Origin of the sequence: Xinfangfangia pollutisoli, assembly GCF_020179405.1 — a bacterium.
In the GTDB taxonomy this organism is placed as follows: Bacteria; Pseudomonadota; Alphaproteobacteria; order Rhodobacterales; family Rhodobacteraceae; genus Pseudogemmobacter; species Pseudogemmobacter pollutisoli.
This window is the reverse complement of the sequence record NZ_JAICBZ010000009.1, coordinates 13,856-30,194: the sequence shown is the minus strand read 5'-3', so window position 1 is coordinate 30,194 and position 16,339 is coordinate 13,856. Positions and strand designations below refer to the sequence as shown.

The window sequence follows — 16,339 nt, the reverse complement described above, 5'->3', positions numbered from 1 at the left end:
CGACAGGCGGCATTCCCCTTGCGCGCGGCCCCGCTTTGCGGCAGGGCTGCGCCATGGTCGATGAGGCATTTCTCAAGGTCGAGCAATCGCTGACCGGGCGGCGCTGGCGCGGACCCGAGCCGGCGGCGGAACGTCTGGCCGAAGCGATGGTGCAGGCGACCCGCCTGCCCCTGCCGCTGGCCCGGGTGCTGGTGGCGCGCGGCGTGCAGCCCGCCGAGGCCGAGGCCTTCCTGGCGCCCACGCTGAAAGACCTGCTGCCCGATCCGCGGTCGCTGCGCGACATGGAAAAGGCGGCGGCGCGGGTGATCGCGGCGCTGCAGTCGGGCGAAAAGATCGCGATCTTCGCCGATTATGACGTGGATGGCGGCTCGTCCGCCGCCCTGCTGCTGGCCTGGCTGCGCAGCCTGGGCCGCGAGGCGACGCTGTATATCCCCGACCGCATCGACGAGGGCTATGGCCCGAACGTCCCCGCCATGCAGGCGCTGGGGCGCGCGCATGGGCTGATCGTCTGCGTCGATTGCGGAACCCTGTCGCATGAGCCGGTGGCGGCCGCGGCGCCGGCCGAGGTGGTGATCCTTGACCATCACCTCGCCCTGCCCGAGTTGCCCGCCGCCCATGCGGTGGTGAACCCCAACCGCCAGGACGAAGACGGCAGCCTGTCGCATCTCTGCGCGGCCTCGGTCGTGTTCCTGATGCTGGTCGAGGCCAATCGCCAGCTGCGTGCCGCCGGCCAGGCCGGGCCCGATCTGATGGCGCTGTTGGATCTGGTGGCGCTGGCCACCGTGGCCGATGTGGCGCCGCTGCTGGGCGTCAACCGCGCCTTCGTGCGCCAGGGGCTGAAGGTCATGGCGCGGCGCGACCGGCCGGGCCTGCGGGCCCTGTCCGACATCGCCCGGATGGACACCGCCCCCACCGCCTATTCGCTGGGCTTCCTCTTGGGCCCGCGCATCAATGCCGGCGGGCGGATCGGCCAGTCGGATCTGGGCGCGCGGCTTCTGGCCACCGCGGATGAGCGCGAGGCCCAGGCCCTGGCCGAAAGGCTGGACCAGCTGAACACCGAACGCCGCGAGATCACCGAACGCGTCCGCGAAGCCGCCATGGCCCAGGCCGAGGCGCGGGGGCTGGACGGCCCGCTGGTCTGGGCCGCCGATGAGGGCTGGCATCCGGGCGTCGTGGGCATTGTCGCGGCGCGGCTGAAAGAGGCGACGGGGCGGCCTGCCGTGGTCATCGGCATGGATGGGGCGGTCGGCAAGGGCTCGGGCCGCTCGGTCGCGGGGGTGGATCTGGGTGCTGCGGTGCAGCGCGTCGCGGCCGAGGGGCTTTTGCTGAAAGGCGGCGGCCATCCGATGGCGGCGGGGCTGACCGTCGCGCGCGACGGGCTGGAGGCCGCGATGGCCCGGCTGGCCGAGTTGCTGGCCCGCCAGGGCGCCGGCACCGCGCCGCCGCGCGATCTGCGCATCGACAGCCTGTTGATGCCCGAGGCGGCGACCCTGGCCCTGGCCGAGCAGATCGCCTCGGCCGGCCCGTTCGGCGCCGCCGCCCCTGCCCCGCGATTCGCGATTCCCGCCGCGGTCTTCACCGCGCGGCGAATCGGCGAGATGCATCTGCGCCTGACCCTGGCCGGCCCCCGCGGCGGGCTGACCGAAGCCGTGGCCTTCGGCGCCTTCGAAACCGCGCTGGGTCCGGCGCTGGAGAACCCCGGCCACCGGGCGTTTCACCTGGCCGGCAAGGTCGAGGTGAACACCTGGGGCGGCCGGTCGCGGGTGCAATTGCGCCTTGATGACGCCGCTTTGGCCTGACTGTCATTTTTCCTCTTGCGCTCCCCCGACGCCCCGATTATTCACCGCCCACCGACAGCGTGGCCCGTTCGTCTATCGGTTAGGACACCAGGTTTTCAACCTGGGAAGAGGGGTTCGACTCCCCTACGGGCTGCCACTTTTATTTTTTCCCCAACAAAATCAGCAACCTAGCGTTCGGTTTTGTCCCACCGTGTCACACGGGGGTCAAAAGTGGGACACTTTTGTTCAGCTTCTGGTCCCGGTCAGCTTTGCCAGCGCGGACTCCGCGCGTAGCCTTTGCGATGCGGCCTTGGTGTAGCGTGTGACCTCCTTGCTGGTCTGGTGGCCGGTGATAGCCATGATCTCAAATTCGGTGCAGCCAAGTTCCGCCAGACGCGCGGCGGCGGCCTTCCGAAGACCATGGGTCGAGCAATCCGACAGTTTGGCCTTGTCGCACCATTCGCGCATCCGGTTGCCGAATCCTGCCGCTGTGAAGGGCTTGCCGTAGGCCGTCGCAAGGAAGGCCAGATCGCCCGTCGGGGATGCGTCAATGATGCGTTGCAGTTCCGGGATGATCGGAAGTTCAAGCCGGACAGGCTTGTTCTCGCGCCCCTTGAATTGCGTGAAGACCAGCCACCCGTCCCGGACGTGTTGCTTTCCGAACTTCACCAGATCGGAACGCCGCTGGCCGGTATAGAGCGCCAGAGCCAAGGCCAGCCGCGCGGTGGTGCCGACGGGATGGACCGACTCGAACTTCTCTATCTCTTCCAGCGTCCAGCTATGATAGCCGTCGCCCTTGGACTTCAGCGGCTCCACATCGGCGGCAGGGTTGCGGTCCAGATGCTCATACTGGACGGCGAACTTGAACACCTGCTTGATGGCCTTAAGCATGGTGTTCGCGGCCTCGGGTGTTGCCACCAGCGCGTCACGCCGCAACCGGATATGCTTGGCCTGAAGCTGGTCGAACGGCTTTTCGCCGTCCGGCGCGGTGCTGCCCTTGGGGACGTTGTTACAGAAGCGTTCCAGCGTTGCCCGCCGGTCCTTCTGGGTCTTGGCCCCTAGTTGCTTGAACATGCCCGATGCGGTGTATTGGGCCACCAGCCAACGCATGGTGCCCTTCTGGATCGTGCCGGGAATGGTCTTCTTTTCGCCCCTGACCTTGGGCGGCGGTTTCAGCGCGGCGTGATACTCGCGCCAGAACTCGGGCGAGCCCAAAGGCCCGCGCAGGCGGACTTTCCGGCCGTCTTTGCGCAGGTAAACGCGGACGTTTCCATGCCGGTCGGTATCCTCCACCACATACTTGATTCTCACTTTCATGTTGCACTCCATGGGATCAGTCCCATGGGTTCCCAGCTTGCGGGGAATCATCACCACCGGGCAAGGCATCAATTGCGGCGTCCAGCGCCCGAACGTCCCACAAGACGCGGCCATAGACCCGCTTGGGGCCGGGCATCATGCCGTCGGCCACCATGCGGTCAAAGGTGGAAGGCGACACGCCAGCATAGGCCGCCCCCTCAACCCGCGACAGGAGTCGCGCGGTCGGGGGCGGCAAGACCCTATGCTGGCGGGTCGCGGTCTGCATGTCAGCCGATCTTCACATGGACGCTTGCAACGCCCGATCCGGCGGCCGTGACGGCAAGGCCCAGCAGCGTGAAGGCAACCGGCGTCGGGGTGCCCCCGTCGTCTTCCTCCACCGTCACCAGCCCGTCGCCGTCGGCAAAGACCAGATCGCCCACGGCGATAACGTCGGTGCCGACCTTGGGCAGATCGAACACGCCCACCGTCACCACGTCCAGCGGTTCGCCCGTGGCCGCGTCACCGGCCGCGATGCCGACCAGTTCGCCAATGGTGACGACAGTGCCGCCCGTGGTGGTTGCCGGGGCCGCAACCGTGATCGTGTCGCCCCGCTGCACATAGTTCTTCATCGGTCGAGTCCTCTCGATGTTCTGGGAAGGATGCGGCTGGCGGGCTTGGCCGCCATGGCCGCGATTTCGGATTCCAGCGCCGCCATGGCCGCCGCCAGTTCGCGGTCGGATCGGTATTCGATCCGTTCCCCGTTCTGGTCCTGAAAGACCCGCGCCCCGGAATAGCGGGCGGCGCGCAAGTCATCGCGGAAGCGGATCAGGTCGGCCAGCGTTGCCACGATCAGGCCCCCGGATTGCGATACGCGCCGCGCCAGTCGGTGGCCCCGCAACCGAAGTCGAGAACGACTCGGAACTCGCGGCCCAGCACGTCCCAGCCGTCGCGGCTGGACAGTTGCGGCCCCGGCGCGCTGGACAGATAGGCGTATTCCAGCACCGGGGCCGTCGCCGGGTCTGCGAAGACATACCAGCCGTTGCCGGTCAGGCGCGGTTCCACCAGCAGAGTGAGCCGGATCGGCTGCACATCGTCGGTGGTGGCCGCATAGATGCTGGCCAGCAGCTTTTCGGCTTCCGTTTCCAGCGCCGGGCCGACCAGCAGGAAGCGGGGAACCACGTTGATCGGGGTCTTGCCGTCCAGCCCTTTCATCGTGCGCAGCGCCTGCCGGGCAACGGAAAGCGTGTCCACGTCCGGCGCGGCGGCAAGGCTGGACAGGTTTCCATGGTCGGCATGGAACAGGCGCTTGCCGTCTTCGCCCATCATCGGCCCGGCCCCGCTGGATTGGGTCAGCAGCGCCAGCAGTTGCGCGGCTTCCGTCTCGGCGGCGGCCCGGCCCATCATCTCGCCCCAGCGGCCGAAGGCCCCAAGGTCATCATTGACCAGCGCCTTGCGCGACAGGGCGAAGGTGCCAGCGAAGGTTTCCAGCGCATAGCCTTCCTTGGCCTCGCCCGTGGTCATGGCCTTGACCTCGCCGTGTTCGCTGACCTTCTGAAGCCCGCTGAAGGTGCCCAGCTTCAGGACGGAAAGCGCCCGGAAGTCGTTCGCCGTCCGCTGGCGCGCGATGGCCTTCAGGGGGCTTTGGGCGGCCTGATAGGCGCTTGCCAGCGTCCGGTTGCCGGACTCGGTCAGCAGGGCCGGAAAGTCGCTGGTGCCGTGCATGGCGCGCGTCAGCAGGTCTTCGGCACCAAGGCCCCGCGTGGCGATGCCAGCAGCGGCCAGCGCCTCGCGGGCGTGATCGGCAAGGCCGTAGCCCATGAACGGCCGGGCGGCTTCCGACGGGGCCGTGCCCATCATGCGGCAGGCCAGCGCCTCGGCTTGCCGGGTGCGGATCACGGCCGGGTCATCGGCCGCCGGGGCGGCGGTGCGGATGACTGGCGCGGTGCGGGTCTGGCGGGCCGCCTGCGCGGTTTCGCGGGCATCCGCGATCACTTCCGCGTCGGTCAGCACGTCGCCCGCCTCTTCCATGCGGGTCGCCCATTCGTCGCCAAGGGCGGGATGCGCGGCCCGGCAACGCGCGATCAGCGCGGCGCGGTCTTCGGTTTCGGGAGTCGTTGTATCCTTCGGCATGGTCGTTTCCTCTTGCCTGATGATTGCCTGCGGGTCGGCCGGGATCGCCACGATTGACACTTCCCGGATCACCGGGCGGCCGGTCCTGACCCGCTGGCCGCCTTCGGTCGTCTCGCGCCACTGCTGAACGCCATAGCCAATGCTCACGCCCTTCAGCGTCCCGTCGGCCACCCGTGCCCAGATCGGTTCGGCGTCGGGCGCGCTGGTTCGGCGGATGGTGACGACAAGGCGGCCGTCTTCCATCCGGGCAGCGGCGATGCTGCCCACCACGTCACGCGCCCCGCCTTGGCGGTGCCCGTCCAGCACCGGCAGGCCGATCAGGGCCGACGTGTCCAGCCCGGCCGGGTCCAGCCGTTCCAGATAGGGGCCGCGCGTATCGCGGCGCTTGACCGGGGCGAAGGTGGAAGCGACGGCTTCCACCGTGCCCGCGTCGGGGTCATAGGTGCCGGGTCGGAACTCGGCTGCGCGAATGTGGATCATGTCGGAGTCCCTTCAGGCTTGGTGCGCGGCCGGAACGAGTCCAGGGCGATTTCCGAGTCCAGATCGGCCAGCGCCCAGCCGCGTTCGGCCACGGCCTTTTTCCGGCTGGTAAGGCCCGCGTTGATCTCGGCAACCGTGGCCTCCACGTCCTTCAGCGGATCGACTTGCATCGGGCGCGGCGGAAGCCATTCCACCGACAGGAAGCGGCGCGGGTCGGACTCGAACTCGGGCAGTTCGCCAGCGGCGGCGGCCCAGCGGATGACCTCGCGCCAGATCGGCCCCAGCAGTTGCGGGACAAGGACGTGATACTGGATTTGCTCCACGCGCTGGCGGAACGGCAGCAGCCCCGCGCGCAGGCTGGAATAATTCGCGTTTGTCAGATCGCCCGATAGCAGATGCTCGGGAAGCCCCAGCCCGGCGGCCAGCATCTGAAGATTCAAGCGGATGAATGGCGCGACCTGTTGCGCCTGCGCCGGGGTGGCGAATTTAACGTCCCACCCACCCGCAAGACGCTGAAGAGTCCCCGGTTCAAGGCTGGGCTGCGTCTCGCCGTCAAAGGGATCGTCGCCCCCGACAGCGTTCTGATTGACCACGAATCCGGCGAACATTGCGCTGACCTTGGTGCCGACCAGCAGCGCGTCAATCAGTTGATCGAACTCGCCCGCCGGAAGGATGACCGGGGCCAGCCACGACACGCCCCGGACCTGACCCGGCCCCAGCGGCTTGAAAATGTGCAGGATTTCAGCGGCGGGGATGCGAACGGGCGTGCCAGTGGTGGCGAAAACGTCGGTCGGCCGGGCGGGCAGAACGTGGTAGTGGGAACGGGTGCCATCGGCGTTGAACTCCACGCCCGACACGATGAATCGGCCGCCGGGCAGTTCGCGGGTCATCGACTCGTCCACCAGTTCGGACGGGATCAGGCGCAGGCGGGGGCCGTCTGACGTGTCGATAATCTGAACGAATGATTCCCCGTCCACGACCAGCGCCCGCGCCACGTCGGCCTGAAGGCCACGCGCATCTGTCCGCCCGTCAGCGTCGGCCACGTCCGCCCATGCGTTGTATGCGGCCACGGCCGCCGGGTCCGCCGTCGGCTCAATTCCGGGGCCGATCAAAGCGCCGGTCCAGTTGGCAACCGCTTGGGAAATCCACGGGTTATTGTTGGCAAGGTATCGGGCGCGGGCGCGCAAGGTCGGCCCGGCCGCCATGGTTTCCGCGCCCGTCCGGCCGAAACCGCCAAGGCCGAAACCGCGACGGCCACCCGCAGCACCGTCGAATCGGCGGACGTGGGCGGGGCGGTCGATGCGGCGAAAGAGGCGGTCCAGCAGGCCCATGGTCAAGCCCCGGACTTGGCAATCAGATGGTCGAGGATCGGCCGCACCAGAGCGGTGAACGGAATGAACCGTATCTCTTCAATCACGCGCCCCGGAATGAACACGTCGGGGTCCATGGGGTCAGGCTCTCCGAAGCGGACGCCGTTAGGCAGCCAGAGGATGGTAGCGGCCTGCGTCCCTTTCTCGTCCCGCGACTGGACAATTTCGAGGGTCCACCGCTTTTTGCGGATCGTCTGCACGGCCTCGTCCAAAGATAAGATGACGTGCTTCCCGTCGGGAAGGGCACGCCGCACCTCTACGCGAAGCGCGTCTGCGAAGACTTTCATGTCTTCGCCGGACATGCCGCTGTCGAGCGCGCGCATCAGGACACGCGCAAGCGCGACCTCAACAAGCGGGAAGCGCATCGCCCCCTTCGGCCCGTGAGTGTCCTTGTGCTTCAGAAGGCCGCGCTGCGCTGCCCCCTTCAGTTGCATGAACACCCGTTCAGTGTCCGGCCGCTGTTCAACGGTCGTGATTGCGTCGGTCATCTCGCGCAGGGTGGCAAGGGTCATGGCGGCCTCCTTCATCTGGGCCGACCCTACATGATTCGTAATTGACGATGCAACTAGAATCTGTAATTACTGATTCCGCTGCCGGTTGGTTGATCCCGGCGGTTCTTCGCCGGGGCGAGTGGTGTCCCCCGGCCTCCTTGTGCGGCCGCCGGGGGCGGGACTCATCTCCCCCGCCCCCGGCAACTTTACCCAAAGGTGACGCAATGACTCTTCCCTACGCCCGGCATCTCGCTGGGGGCGGCGGACCCGGCCGCGATAACCGATCCCCGAACGCCTTCGCGCGGTCAGATCGTCAGCGCCGCCGTGCCTTTCGGGCCGCCGCCGCCAAGCTGCCCCGCGACCTCGCGCCAGAGGCGCGGGAAACGGCGCTGGCGAAGTTGCGGGCTCGATTTGGACTTTGACCCGTCTACGAAATATTCAGGTCGATACGAGAAAGAAGCCAGCCGACGGGAAAGTGGTGTGATGTGCCACAAGCCTTGCAATCCGCAATCTCGCAAATAAGGAATTTGGCAAGGTCTGCCTTCCTAATCGAAATATCATCGCCGCAAGCCGGACAATTCAGGAATTGCTTGAACTCCTTGTTTATCATCGCTGCCGTATTGGAGCGACCAGCGGCAAACAATGACTCGTACGAGCCGATAGCGGTAAAAAGAAGCCAATCAAGATAGCCCTTCTTCTTCAACCCCGTCCGCCCAACCAACTCTACCTGCATCACATGGCAGAATAGAAGCAGAACCGACAGCTTCCGGTAAATTGACGAGTAAATATCATTGTCTTCGGGGTTCTTGAAGATGAAATTTAGGTTGTAGTCCTCGGTGGCAATCTGCTGGTTCTCAGTTACCAAATGAGTCGCCTTGTCGAACAGCGGAGCAAGGCCATCAATATTTTTTCGATCAAAAGCGATAGAATAGATTTGATCGGAATTTGCGAACGCAGAACCCCTACACCTTTGTTTCGCAGACTCGATAACTTGAATGATTCTTGCCGGATCAAGTTCTTTTTTATTAAGCAAGTTCTTAGCGTCACTCTTCAGCTTCTCGAAGAATTTTTCTTCATCCGCACAGGCAAGAGCGGCAATTAACATATTCTCCTTGAATGGCTTACGAAGTAGATTTAGGCTAACCGAGAATTTTCGTTTTTCGAGCGCCAGCAACCCCTCATAAACGAAATGAAGCATGTCGGAAAACAAAGCTGCGGTCACGTGATTGACCACAGCCCGCCTCTCTAGATTCCCTCGGCCCGTCCTACTCAGAAAATCAAGTATATGTGCCCCCGACTGAAGGGCGCTCAGGTCTTCTTCGGTTTCGATCTTGAAGGAGACCATGCCGCTTCTTTTGGCCTCCATCTCCACAAGAAGGCCAACCATCAGATCATGTATATGGAAGCAAAATTCGTGATCGGCCCTATATTGGAGAGGGATATTTCGCAGCCGCTTTTCTTCGATCCGCCCCAGAGTCGGCATTCTATCCCCCCTGCAACCACTTGGACCGGATCACGGTAGCCGCTTTCGCTGGGGCTGTCACTTGGGCGACTTCCGTTTCGCGGCGGTCCAGATCAGCCCCGATCAGCCCACGGGCGGCCAGCGCATAGACCACGGCGTCAAGCGCCTCTGCCCGCTTGCCGGGGATGCGCTCGAACCGGCGGACGGGCTGGCCCTTGTAGTATTTCACCACGCGCCGTTCTGAAGTCAGTTGCTCGAAGAACACGGGCTCTAGATCGGCGCTGAAGCGGAAGCCGGACCCGCGCGCCAGCCGCTGGAACAGTTGGGCCTTGATCGCATCCACCCCGATCAGGAACAGCGGTGCGCCCTTTGCCCCTGACCTCTGGATGAACGGCCGCGCGAAACCCGGCACGCCCTTGCCCGACACGATGCGCCGCCCAAAGCGCGGCCGGGTGAAGGCGTGGACAAGATCAGCGTGGCCGCCGTCGCCCGAGTCGATCACGGCCGCGTCCACGCGCAGCGCGCCGCCTGCCGGGTGTTTCCAGACGCTGCGCAGGGCGTCGTCAAGTTCCAGCCATGTCGTTTCCGCGTCCACCGCGCCCCAGATGACGCTATGCGCAAGAATGAAGGTGGCATCGCCCTTCCCATGGCCGGTGAAGACCAGTTCCAGCCGGTCGTCTTGGCAATCGACTCCGGCGGTCACGATCAGCACTTCAGGCGGCAGACGATCCGGCAGGCCGAAAGGCTCGCGCTTCGCGGCCAGTTCGTGTTCGTCCAAGTCGTCCTGCGTCTCGCGCCATGGTTCGCCAAGGGTCAGGTTGATGAAGGTCTGAAGCGTGGCCGGGTTGTCCTTGGCCCGAATGAACTCGGCCGCCAGCTTGCCCCACGCGGCGTTCGCGTGGGGGCTCACAAGCGCGTTGATCCGAAAGCCCGCATGACCCGTCACATGGGGCGCTGTGGCCCGCCAGCGGCCCCGGCTGACCATGGCGGCCTTGTGCCGCTCGGGGATGATGCAGCCGCAGCCGGGACAGGCCCATGCGGCTTCCTCGGGTCGGCCGTCGGGCCACTGGATTTCGGACCAGCGGATTTCGTGGAAGTCGCCACACTCGGGACAAGGAACCTCGAACACCCGCTGGTCAGATTCCGCATAGAGGCGCGACACGGGGCCATGGTCAAAGATCGGGGTGGACCCGGCGATGATCTTCCGATCACGAAAGGCCAAGGTGCGCATTTCCGCCAGCTTGATCGGGTCGCCTTCCTGCCCGATCTCGAATCCGTCTATTTCGTCCAGCAGCAACACGCGGGCATTGTGTCGGCGCAAGTTGCGGGGGCTCTTGGCGGCCACAAATTTCAGGCTGCCACCGGGGAAGCGGCGGGCCAGCAGGGTTGACCGGCCGGACTCGTCGGCTTCCGCGTCCAGCAGGCCGCGCAACGCCGGGCTGGCGTCAAAGGTGCCTTCCACGTCCCCCACCGAATAGTCGCGGCAGTCGTCTTGCGTCGGCAGAACGGCCAAGATCGGGCTGGGCTGGTTGGCGACATAGGACGCGATGACTCCGGTCAACAGGCTGGTGTAGCCGATCCGGGCCGACTTGATCACAGTGACCCGCTCAATTTCCGGATCGTCAATGGCCTCGCAGATGCCCCGCTGATATGCCCAGAGGCGGACCCGACCCGGCAGGGCGGAAACCGTCGCCGGGAAATGGATCGTGGACTCGATCCAGTCGGCCAGCGGCAGGACGGGCGGGGGCATCAGCGCGCGCAGGGCATCGCGGCGGACTCGGTCAATCGCGGTCATCGGCTTTCCCTTCGGCAAGGTCGGACAGGGCAGCGGCCAGTTCGCGGGCGATCTCGCCCACGTCATGGGCCGACAGATGCGGCAGGCGCGACCCGATCCGGGACGGGGCGGCCAGCACGGCGGCGCGAACGTCGCGCAGGACAGATGCCCACTCGCGCGCCACGTCGGCCGCGTCCAGCAGATCGCCCCGCGCCTTGGCGTTCGCCAGCGCCAGTTTGTCGGCCTGTTCCCGCGCCAGCCGCAGCTTTTCCGCGTCCAGTTCCGGGGTCGCGCTGCGCTTGGCTTCCATGCCCATGTCGGCCACATGCGCCGCGATGCTGGCGCGGGCGTCGTATCGGTCGCGGCCGACCTTCACCCAGACGCGGGCGGCCAGATCACGGGACCGGGTTTCCGAGACTCCCAGCAGCGCGCGCAGTTCCCCACGGGTGACGATTGCGGGAATCCCGGCGTCGGGGGATTTCACCACGGGGGAGTCCCCAAGGGGGGAAAAGCCCAGCAGATCGAGAACGTCGGGGGGAATGTCACCAGCGGCCATATCAGTTTTCCGATTCAAAATTTTCTGTGGGGGATGAAGTGTCGGGGCTCCGCGCCCCCCGCAACCGGCCCCCATGGGGAAGGACCCGTCGCAACCGATGGTAGGTTGTCCCAAGAACACCCCGAAACCCCATCAAACTGGTGCATCGGGGACGCGACACGCGACACCCCTATAGGGGGGTGTCGTGTCGTGTCGCGCCCAACCGCCGCTTTGCCGGACACGACAAGACGCGATTGTCGCGCGACTGTCGCGCCTTGTCGCGTTGCCCGGTGACTACAGTTTGCCATCGGTTGTTTCCCCCTCTGCATCGTCAAACCTGTCCGCAATCCGCCCGTGGGGATTCACCCGGCGGATTTCGCCCCCGGATTCGATCAGTCGATTTGATCGGGCCAGCATCTCGAACGCCCGCCGGAAGGCAGCCCGCCGGGAGTCGGGTTTGTCGGAAGCGTTCACCCGTGGGGATTCGATGCAGGCTTGTCGCCATGCCTCCACAGAGACAGCCCCGCTTTCCCCGGCCAGTTCATGGAAGATGTCCAGCGCCGCCTTGGCCGATGGTGATAGGCGCGCGGGCTTGGCGTCCACGTCGCCCGGTTCCAGATCGCGGGCGAAGGCGGCGCGGATTTCGTCCCCGTCTTCATCCTCCCCCAAGACTCGGGTGGCGATGGTGAAGGCCAGATCAACGTCGGCCGAACCGTTCCTGTTCTTGGTCGGGCGGCCCCGCACCACGTTGCCGTCGCGGGTCAGATGCAGGCTCATGTCCAGCGCGCCGTTCAGGATGGAATGGCCACGCGGCAGGCCCTGCGCCCCGTCCTTTGTATCGTGATGCACCAGCACCACGGCCGCGCCCCATTTGGTCAGGGCACGGGCGGCGGCCACGACAAGGCCCATGGATTCGGCCTCATTCTCGCGCAGGCCGGGGAAGGCCATGGCCAGCGTGTCAATGACGATCAGCACCGGGCGGCGGGCCTTCACGGCCGCACGCAATACCTTGTGGTCGCCGTCCGGGAACAGGCTTGTGACGCCACCGACCAGAGCGAAGTCGGGCGCATCGCCGTATTCCTCGCGCAGTGCCGCGACACGGGCGCGCATCCCGGACTCGTCTTCGGCCGCGACATACATCACGCCCCCTTGCCGGACCTTCAGCCCGAACGCGGGGCTGCCTTGTGCCACGGCATAGCCAAGCCGGGGGGCGATCAGCGACTTGCCCACGCCCGGCGCACCGACGATTGCGGCCACGTCGCCAGCGGCCACCAGCCCCTTGACGACATAGCGCCGGGCCGTGGCCGTGGTGCAGTCGGCCGGGGAAAGGAAGGTCAGGCCACCGGCCGCCGGTTCGGCGGGCTTGTCGTCAAAGCCCAGCAGCGCGGCCGTCATGGCGTCCAGATCGTCGTCGGGATCGTCATAGAGCGACAGGATTCGCCCCGTATCGGTCCAGCCGTGTTTCGCGGCTTCGGCAAGGATCGTCGCCCCGGTGCGCAGCGCGCCGTCCCGGCGGCGGAAGGACTGCCACACGGCTTCGGCGGCTTCCGGGTCATGGCCGGGCCAGCGGGCCGACCAGTCCAGCCAGAGGTCCAGCCCTTCGGCCGATCCGCCCGTTTCATAGTGCAGGCCCGCGCCGATGGTCAGCCACCAGTCGCGCGAGTCGGAGTCAGGGTTCGATCCGTCATTTGGAACGGCCAGCAGCGCGGCGCGCAGCGTCTCTAGGGCGATCTGGCCGGGCTCGGCTGGCGGCGCATCATCGGCCGATCTGGCGCGCGGGCGCAGGGCCTCGGGCCACTCGGGCAGCATTTCCGGCCCGACCAGCAGCAGGTCCACCAGATCGTCGCCCTTGGCCCTATAACGGCCCATGGGGCCTCTGGCCCCCGGCGCGATGACGTAACCGCCAGCGGCCCGCACGTCCACGCCAGCGGGCATCCCGGCCGGGCTGTTGCCCATGCCCTCTGGCCAGCGAAAATAGGCGTGCAGGCCGCCCGATGGCGTGGCGATGGTCACGGGGGACAGGGCGGCCGGATCGTGCCCCAGCTTGCGCAGGGCGGCCATGCCGTCCTTGCCGTTCTTCCGGTCCACGTCCAGCACGGCCAGCCCGGATCGGCGGCCCATGGGCAGCGCGGGCATGGCATCGGGCCAGCGCCGCCACCAGCGCCGGATTGCCCCCGGATCGGCCGTCGCGCGGGCCTGCCAGTCCTTCACCAGCGGCCGCTTGTCCGGCCCGGCCGGGAAGACCGGAAGGCCCCGCTTGGCAAGACCCAAGGCGCAGGAAAGATTGGGGTTTCCATCACCGACCAGCGCCGCAACAGCTTGTTCGGGGGTCGGGATTCCTGTATGATTGTGGTGCATTTTCGCTCCCTTCAAGCGTATGCAGATTCAGGCCGCCGCCCCGATGGCACTCGGGGCGGCGGTTTGCGTTCAACCTGTCTGCTAGGCCGCTGAAATGGTGGGACAAAAATCCTAGAAAACCTTGGAAACCTACAGGAAAGCGCCAATGTCCCACCGGCCTTAACCTGTTGATTTTTCAGACTTTCCGCAGCCCCCTACGGGCTGCCACTTTCCCCGCCAAGATACTGGAATGCATGAGGTTTTTCCTCGTGCCCGCGCAGGCTGCAGCGGCGGGTCGCCGTTTTCGGAATGTTGGCGGTACCGCGCAGCTTCTGCCGCGACTGGGGACCGAGACGTCCGTGGTTGGCTTTGCCCGTGGCGCGGCGCGCCTCTGCATCGGGCCTTCGGAACGCGCGGCGCTTCCCTGCGTGATGGCTGCGTCCCGCCACGGCCAGATGCCCTGCGCAGCCCCTGCGATGAGCCGTTGAACCGCCCCGCCTCGGCCCCCTGATCCCGTCTTTCGTATCCGGGCTTCACCGCCGAATCGGGGGGGCAATTCTCCGTCATCCGGAGGGTGGGGGCGCCCGTTCAAACAACCGCCTGCGCCGCCTGCCGTAGGGTCGCCAAAGGCGTAACCCGTTGCGCAGATCGTGCCGCGCCGCCTTCCCGCCCCGGTTTCTCGCCCGGATCAGGAACCGGACGGCGCTGGAAATGCCCGGTCGAACACCGCCAATCCCCACGAATCCCCCATCAACATCATGTTATCGCCTGCAAATTCCAAACAGGAATGAATTAATCGAATCAATTCCTTTGACTACCGATCCTACGTCACAGAACGTGCACAAACCATTCAGGAGCCCCCATGCAGACCCACTTCGTCGACGTCGATGGCATCCGCACCCGCTATATCGAAGCCGGTCACGGAAGCCTGCCAGTTGTCTTTGTCCATGGCGGCACCATCGGCGATGCAAGCTCTGCCTCAAGCGCCGACGACTTCCTGCCGCTGGTCGAAGCCTGCGCGCCGACGCGCCGGGCGATTTCCGTCGACCGGCTCGGGCATGGCTACACCGACAACCCGCCCCTTGACGATATCGAGGGCTGGACGATGGACGGCTCGGTCAAGCATTTCATCCGCTTCCTGGAAGTGATGAATGCCGGCCCCTACCACCTGGTCGGACAGTCGCGGGGCGGCTATGTCGTCACCCGCACCACGCTGGAGCGCCCCGACCTTGTCGCCTCGCTGACGATCGGCGACAGCAACACGGTGGCGCCGGGCGGCGCGCGCAACGAAGGCATCCACCTGCGCAATCCCCATCCGCCCGGCAGCATCGAGGCGATGGAATTCACCACCAATCTTTACTACTTCTCGCCCGAAACCCTGTCGCGCGAGCTGGCGCAGAAGAAGCTGGATATCCTTGCCACGCCGAAAATCCGCGCCGCCATCCAGCGCATGGGGCCTGGCGGCTATCGGGTGAAGCACTATCTTCCCGGCCTGCTGAAGGCGCGCGAAGAGCTGTTCATGCGTCTGAAGCATGAACCGCTGAAGCGGCGCGTGCAGATCATCTGGGCCTTCAACGACCCCACGGCACCCATCCAGATGGGCTATGACCTGTTCGCGCTGATCGCCCGGCATCAGCCCCGCGTCTCGATGCATGTGGTGAACCAATCCGGCCATTCGGCCTATCGCGAGCGCTTCGAACCCTTCATGCGCGTACTTGGAAATCATCTTGAGGCGGCCGACGATGGGATTTGAAGCAATGCAATCCTTTGCCCGGACAACGGTTCTGGACGAGATCGAAACCCGCTTCTACAGCGCGGGCTCTGGCGAGACGGTCGTGCTGCTGCACAACGGACATGCGGGTGCGCCGACCGAGGTGGCGTCCTCGCTGATGTGGGGCAGCGTCTTCGGCGCCTTTGCGGCAAAGTTCCATACCGTGGCGCTGGACCGGCTTGGGCAGGGGCACACCGCCAATCCCGCCACGTCCGCGGGCTATGGCCATGCGGCCAGCGTCGCCCATACCCTGGCCTTCCTGCAATCGCTTGGCAGCGGCCCCTATCACCTGGTCGGCCATGACGAGGGTGCCTTTGTCGCGGCCCAGTTGGCCTGCGCGCATCCCGATCTTGTGGCCAGCGTCACCCTGGTCTCGGCCAATTCGCTGACCCCGGGCTCCGACCGGCGCGGCATCGTGCTGTCGGATCCCTTGCTGCCGCTTCTGTCCTCGGCCAGCCTGCGCTGGCATTACGAACGCGCCTGCCAGTCGCATCTGGCCGTCACCGACGCCTGGATGGATGAGGCAACCGCTGTCGCCGGTCTGGACAAGACGCGCGCCGCGATCGCGGTCATGGCCGATGAAGAACTGTATCTGCGCCAGCAGGTCGGCCAGTGGAACGCGCAGCGCGCGGCGCTGCACCGGATCATCCATGCCGAGGGGCTGCCCTGCCCCACGCTTATCGTCTGGGGCTTCAACGATCCCATCGCGCCCTTCGAGAATGCGCGCTACCTGATGGAATTGCTGGCGGTGCGCCAGCGCGACACCGAATTGCGCGTGCTCAACGCGGCCGGGCATTTCCCGCATTGGGAACAACCGGCGGCCTTTGCCCGCGCGGTGACCTCGTTCGTGGCACAGGCCAAGGCTCTGGCCGCCGCCACGCGCGCCCGTCCGCCTGCCAAGCGGGTGGGCTAAGG

At 66.0% G+C, this 16,339-nt stretch carries 13 protein-coding genes and 1 tRNA gene; 4 read left to right on the top strand and 10 right to left on the bottom strand.

All coding sequences use genetic code 11. The features are described from left to right. The first annotated feature begins 53 nt into the window (after positions 1-53). Complete coding sequence (gene recJ / locus K1Y73_RS05355) at positions 54-1,799, top strand: single-stranded-DNA-specific exonuclease RecJ (RefSeq protein WP_225027014.1); 1,746 nt, start codon at positions 54-56, stop codon at positions 1,797-1,799. Between the two features lie 61 nt (positions 1,800-1,860). Further along, a tRNA-Glu gene (locus K1Y73_RS05350) sits at positions 1,861-1,935 on the top strand. A gap of 89 nt (positions 1,936-2,024) precedes the next feature. Here the strand turns inward: K1Y73_RS05350 and K1Y73_RS05345 are convergent. From K1Y73_RS05345 to K1Y73_RS05300, 10 genes are all read right to left on the bottom strand, one after another. Further along, a complete protein-coding gene (locus K1Y73_RS05345; protein ID WP_225027013.1) occupies positions 2,025-3,095 on the bottom strand; it encodes a site-specific integrase in 1,071 nt (356 codons plus the stop codon). A 266-nt stretch (positions 3,096-3,361) separates the two neighbouring features. After that, positions 3,362-3,703: a DUF2190 family protein gene (locus K1Y73_RS05340; RefSeq protein WP_225027011.1), complete on the bottom strand. Its 342-nt coding sequence runs from the start codon at positions 3,701-3,703 to the stop codon at positions 3,362-3,364. Further along, on the bottom strand, positions 3,700-3,921 hold the full coding sequence (locus K1Y73_RS05335; RefSeq protein WP_225027009.1) for a phage head-tail joining protein: 222 nt from the start codon (positions 3,919-3,921) through the stop codon (positions 3,700-3,702). Before K1Y73_RS05335 ends, K1Y73_RS05340 begins: the two co-directional genes overlap by 4 nt. A 2-nt stretch (positions 3,922-3,923) precedes the next feature. Next, entirely contained in the window at positions 3,924-5,684 is a 1,761-nt protein-coding gene (locus K1Y73_RS05330; protein WP_225027007.1) for a prohead protease/major capsid protein fusion protein, read from the bottom strand. Further along, positions 5,681-7,015: a phage portal protein gene (locus tag K1Y73_RS05325; protein WP_225027006.1), complete on the bottom strand. Its 1,335-nt coding sequence runs from the start codon at positions 7,013-7,015 to the stop codon at positions 5,681-5,683. Before K1Y73_RS05325 ends, K1Y73_RS05330 begins: the two co-directional genes overlap by 4 nt. A gap of 2 nt (positions 7,016-7,017) precedes the next feature. Continuing rightward, positions 7,018-7,566, bottom strand: a complete 549-nt coding sequence (locus tag K1Y73_RS05320; RefSeq protein WP_225027004.1) for a hypothetical protein — start codon at positions 7,564-7,566, stop codon at positions 7,018-7,020. Between the two features lie 406 nt (positions 7,567-7,972). Next, positions 7,973-9,028 carry a hypothetical protein gene (locus tag K1Y73_RS05315; protein WP_225027002.1) on the bottom strand — a complete coding sequence of 352 codons (1,056 nt, stop codon included), beginning with the start codon at positions 9,026-9,028 and terminating at the stop codon, positions 7,973-7,975. Position 9,029: 1 nt separating this feature from the next. Continuing rightward, the gene (locus tag K1Y73_RS05310) at positions 9,030-10,802 is read right to left on the bottom strand and encodes a phage terminase large subunit family protein (protein ID WP_225027000.1); all 1,773 of its coding nucleotides are present in this window, start codon (positions 10,800-10,802) and stop codon (positions 9,030-9,032) included. Continuing rightward, positions 10,789-11,265: a DNA packaging protein gene (locus K1Y73_RS05305; RefSeq protein WP_225026999.1), complete on the bottom strand. Its 477-nt coding sequence runs from the start codon at positions 11,263-11,265 to the stop codon at positions 10,789-10,791. Before K1Y73_RS05305 ends, K1Y73_RS05310 begins: the two co-directional genes overlap by 14 nt. Positions 11,266-11,610: 345 nt before the next feature. Continuing rightward, complete coding sequence (locus tag K1Y73_RS05300) at positions 11,611-13,674, bottom strand: bifunctional DNA primase/polymerase (RefSeq protein WP_225026998.1); 2,064 nt, start codon at positions 13,672-13,674, stop codon at positions 11,611-11,613. Between the two features lie 841 nt (positions 13,675-14,515). Between K1Y73_RS05300 and K1Y73_RS05295 the strand changes: the two genes are divergently transcribed. Then, the gene (locus tag K1Y73_RS05295) at positions 14,516-15,406 is read left to right on the top strand and encodes an alpha/beta fold hydrolase (protein ID WP_225026997.1); all 891 of its coding nucleotides are present in this window, start codon (positions 14,516-14,518) and stop codon (positions 15,404-15,406) included. Beyond that, positions 15,396-16,337: an alpha/beta fold hydrolase gene (locus K1Y73_RS05290; RefSeq protein ID WP_225026996.1), complete on the top strand. Its 942-nt coding sequence runs from the start codon at positions 15,396-15,398 to the stop codon at positions 16,335-16,337. Before K1Y73_RS05295 ends, K1Y73_RS05290 begins: the two co-directional genes overlap by 11 nt. The last annotated feature ends 2 nt before the right edge of the window (positions 16,338-16,339 follow it).

Coding starts and splice junctions, on each gene's coding strand:
- recJ (WP_225027014.1), top strand. CDS start 54: ATGGTCGATGAGGCATTTCTCAAGGTCGAGCAATCGCTGACCGGGCGG.
- K1Y73_RS05345 (WP_225027013.1), bottom strand. CDS start 3,095: ATGAAAGTGAGAATCAAGTATGTGGTGGAGGATACCGACCGGCATGGA.
- K1Y73_RS05340 (WP_225027011.1), bottom strand. CDS start 3,703: ATGAAGAACTATGTGCAGCGGGGCGACACGATCACGGTTGCGGCCCCG.
- K1Y73_RS05330 (WP_225027007.1), bottom strand. CDS start 5,684: ATGATCCACATTCGCGCAGCCGAGTTCCGACCCGGCACCTATGACCCC.
- K1Y73_RS05325 (WP_225027006.1), bottom strand. CDS start 7,015: ATGGGCCTGCTGGACCGCCTCTTTCGCCGCATCGACCGCCCCGCCCAC.
- K1Y73_RS05320 (WP_225027004.1), bottom strand. CDS start 7,566: ATGACCCTTGCCACCCTGCGCGAGATGACCGACGCAATCACGACCGTT.
- K1Y73_RS05315 (WP_225027002.1), bottom strand. CDS start 9,028: ATGCCGACTCTGGGGCGGATCGAAGAAAAGCGGCTGCGAAATATCCCT.
- K1Y73_RS05310 (WP_225027000.1), bottom strand. CDS start 10,802: ATGACCGCGATTGACCGAGTCCGCCGCGATGCCCTGCGCGCGCTGATG.
- K1Y73_RS05300 (WP_225026998.1), bottom strand. CDS start 13,674: ATGCACCACAATCATACAGGAATCCCGACCCCCGAACAAGCTGTTGCG.
- K1Y73_RS05295 (WP_225026997.1), top strand. CDS start 14,516: ATGCAGACCCACTTCGTCGACGTCGATGGCATCCGCACCCGCTATATC.
- K1Y73_RS05290 (WP_225026996.1), top strand. CDS start 15,396: ATGGGATTTGAAGCAATGCAATCCTTTGCCCGGACAACGGTTCTGGAC.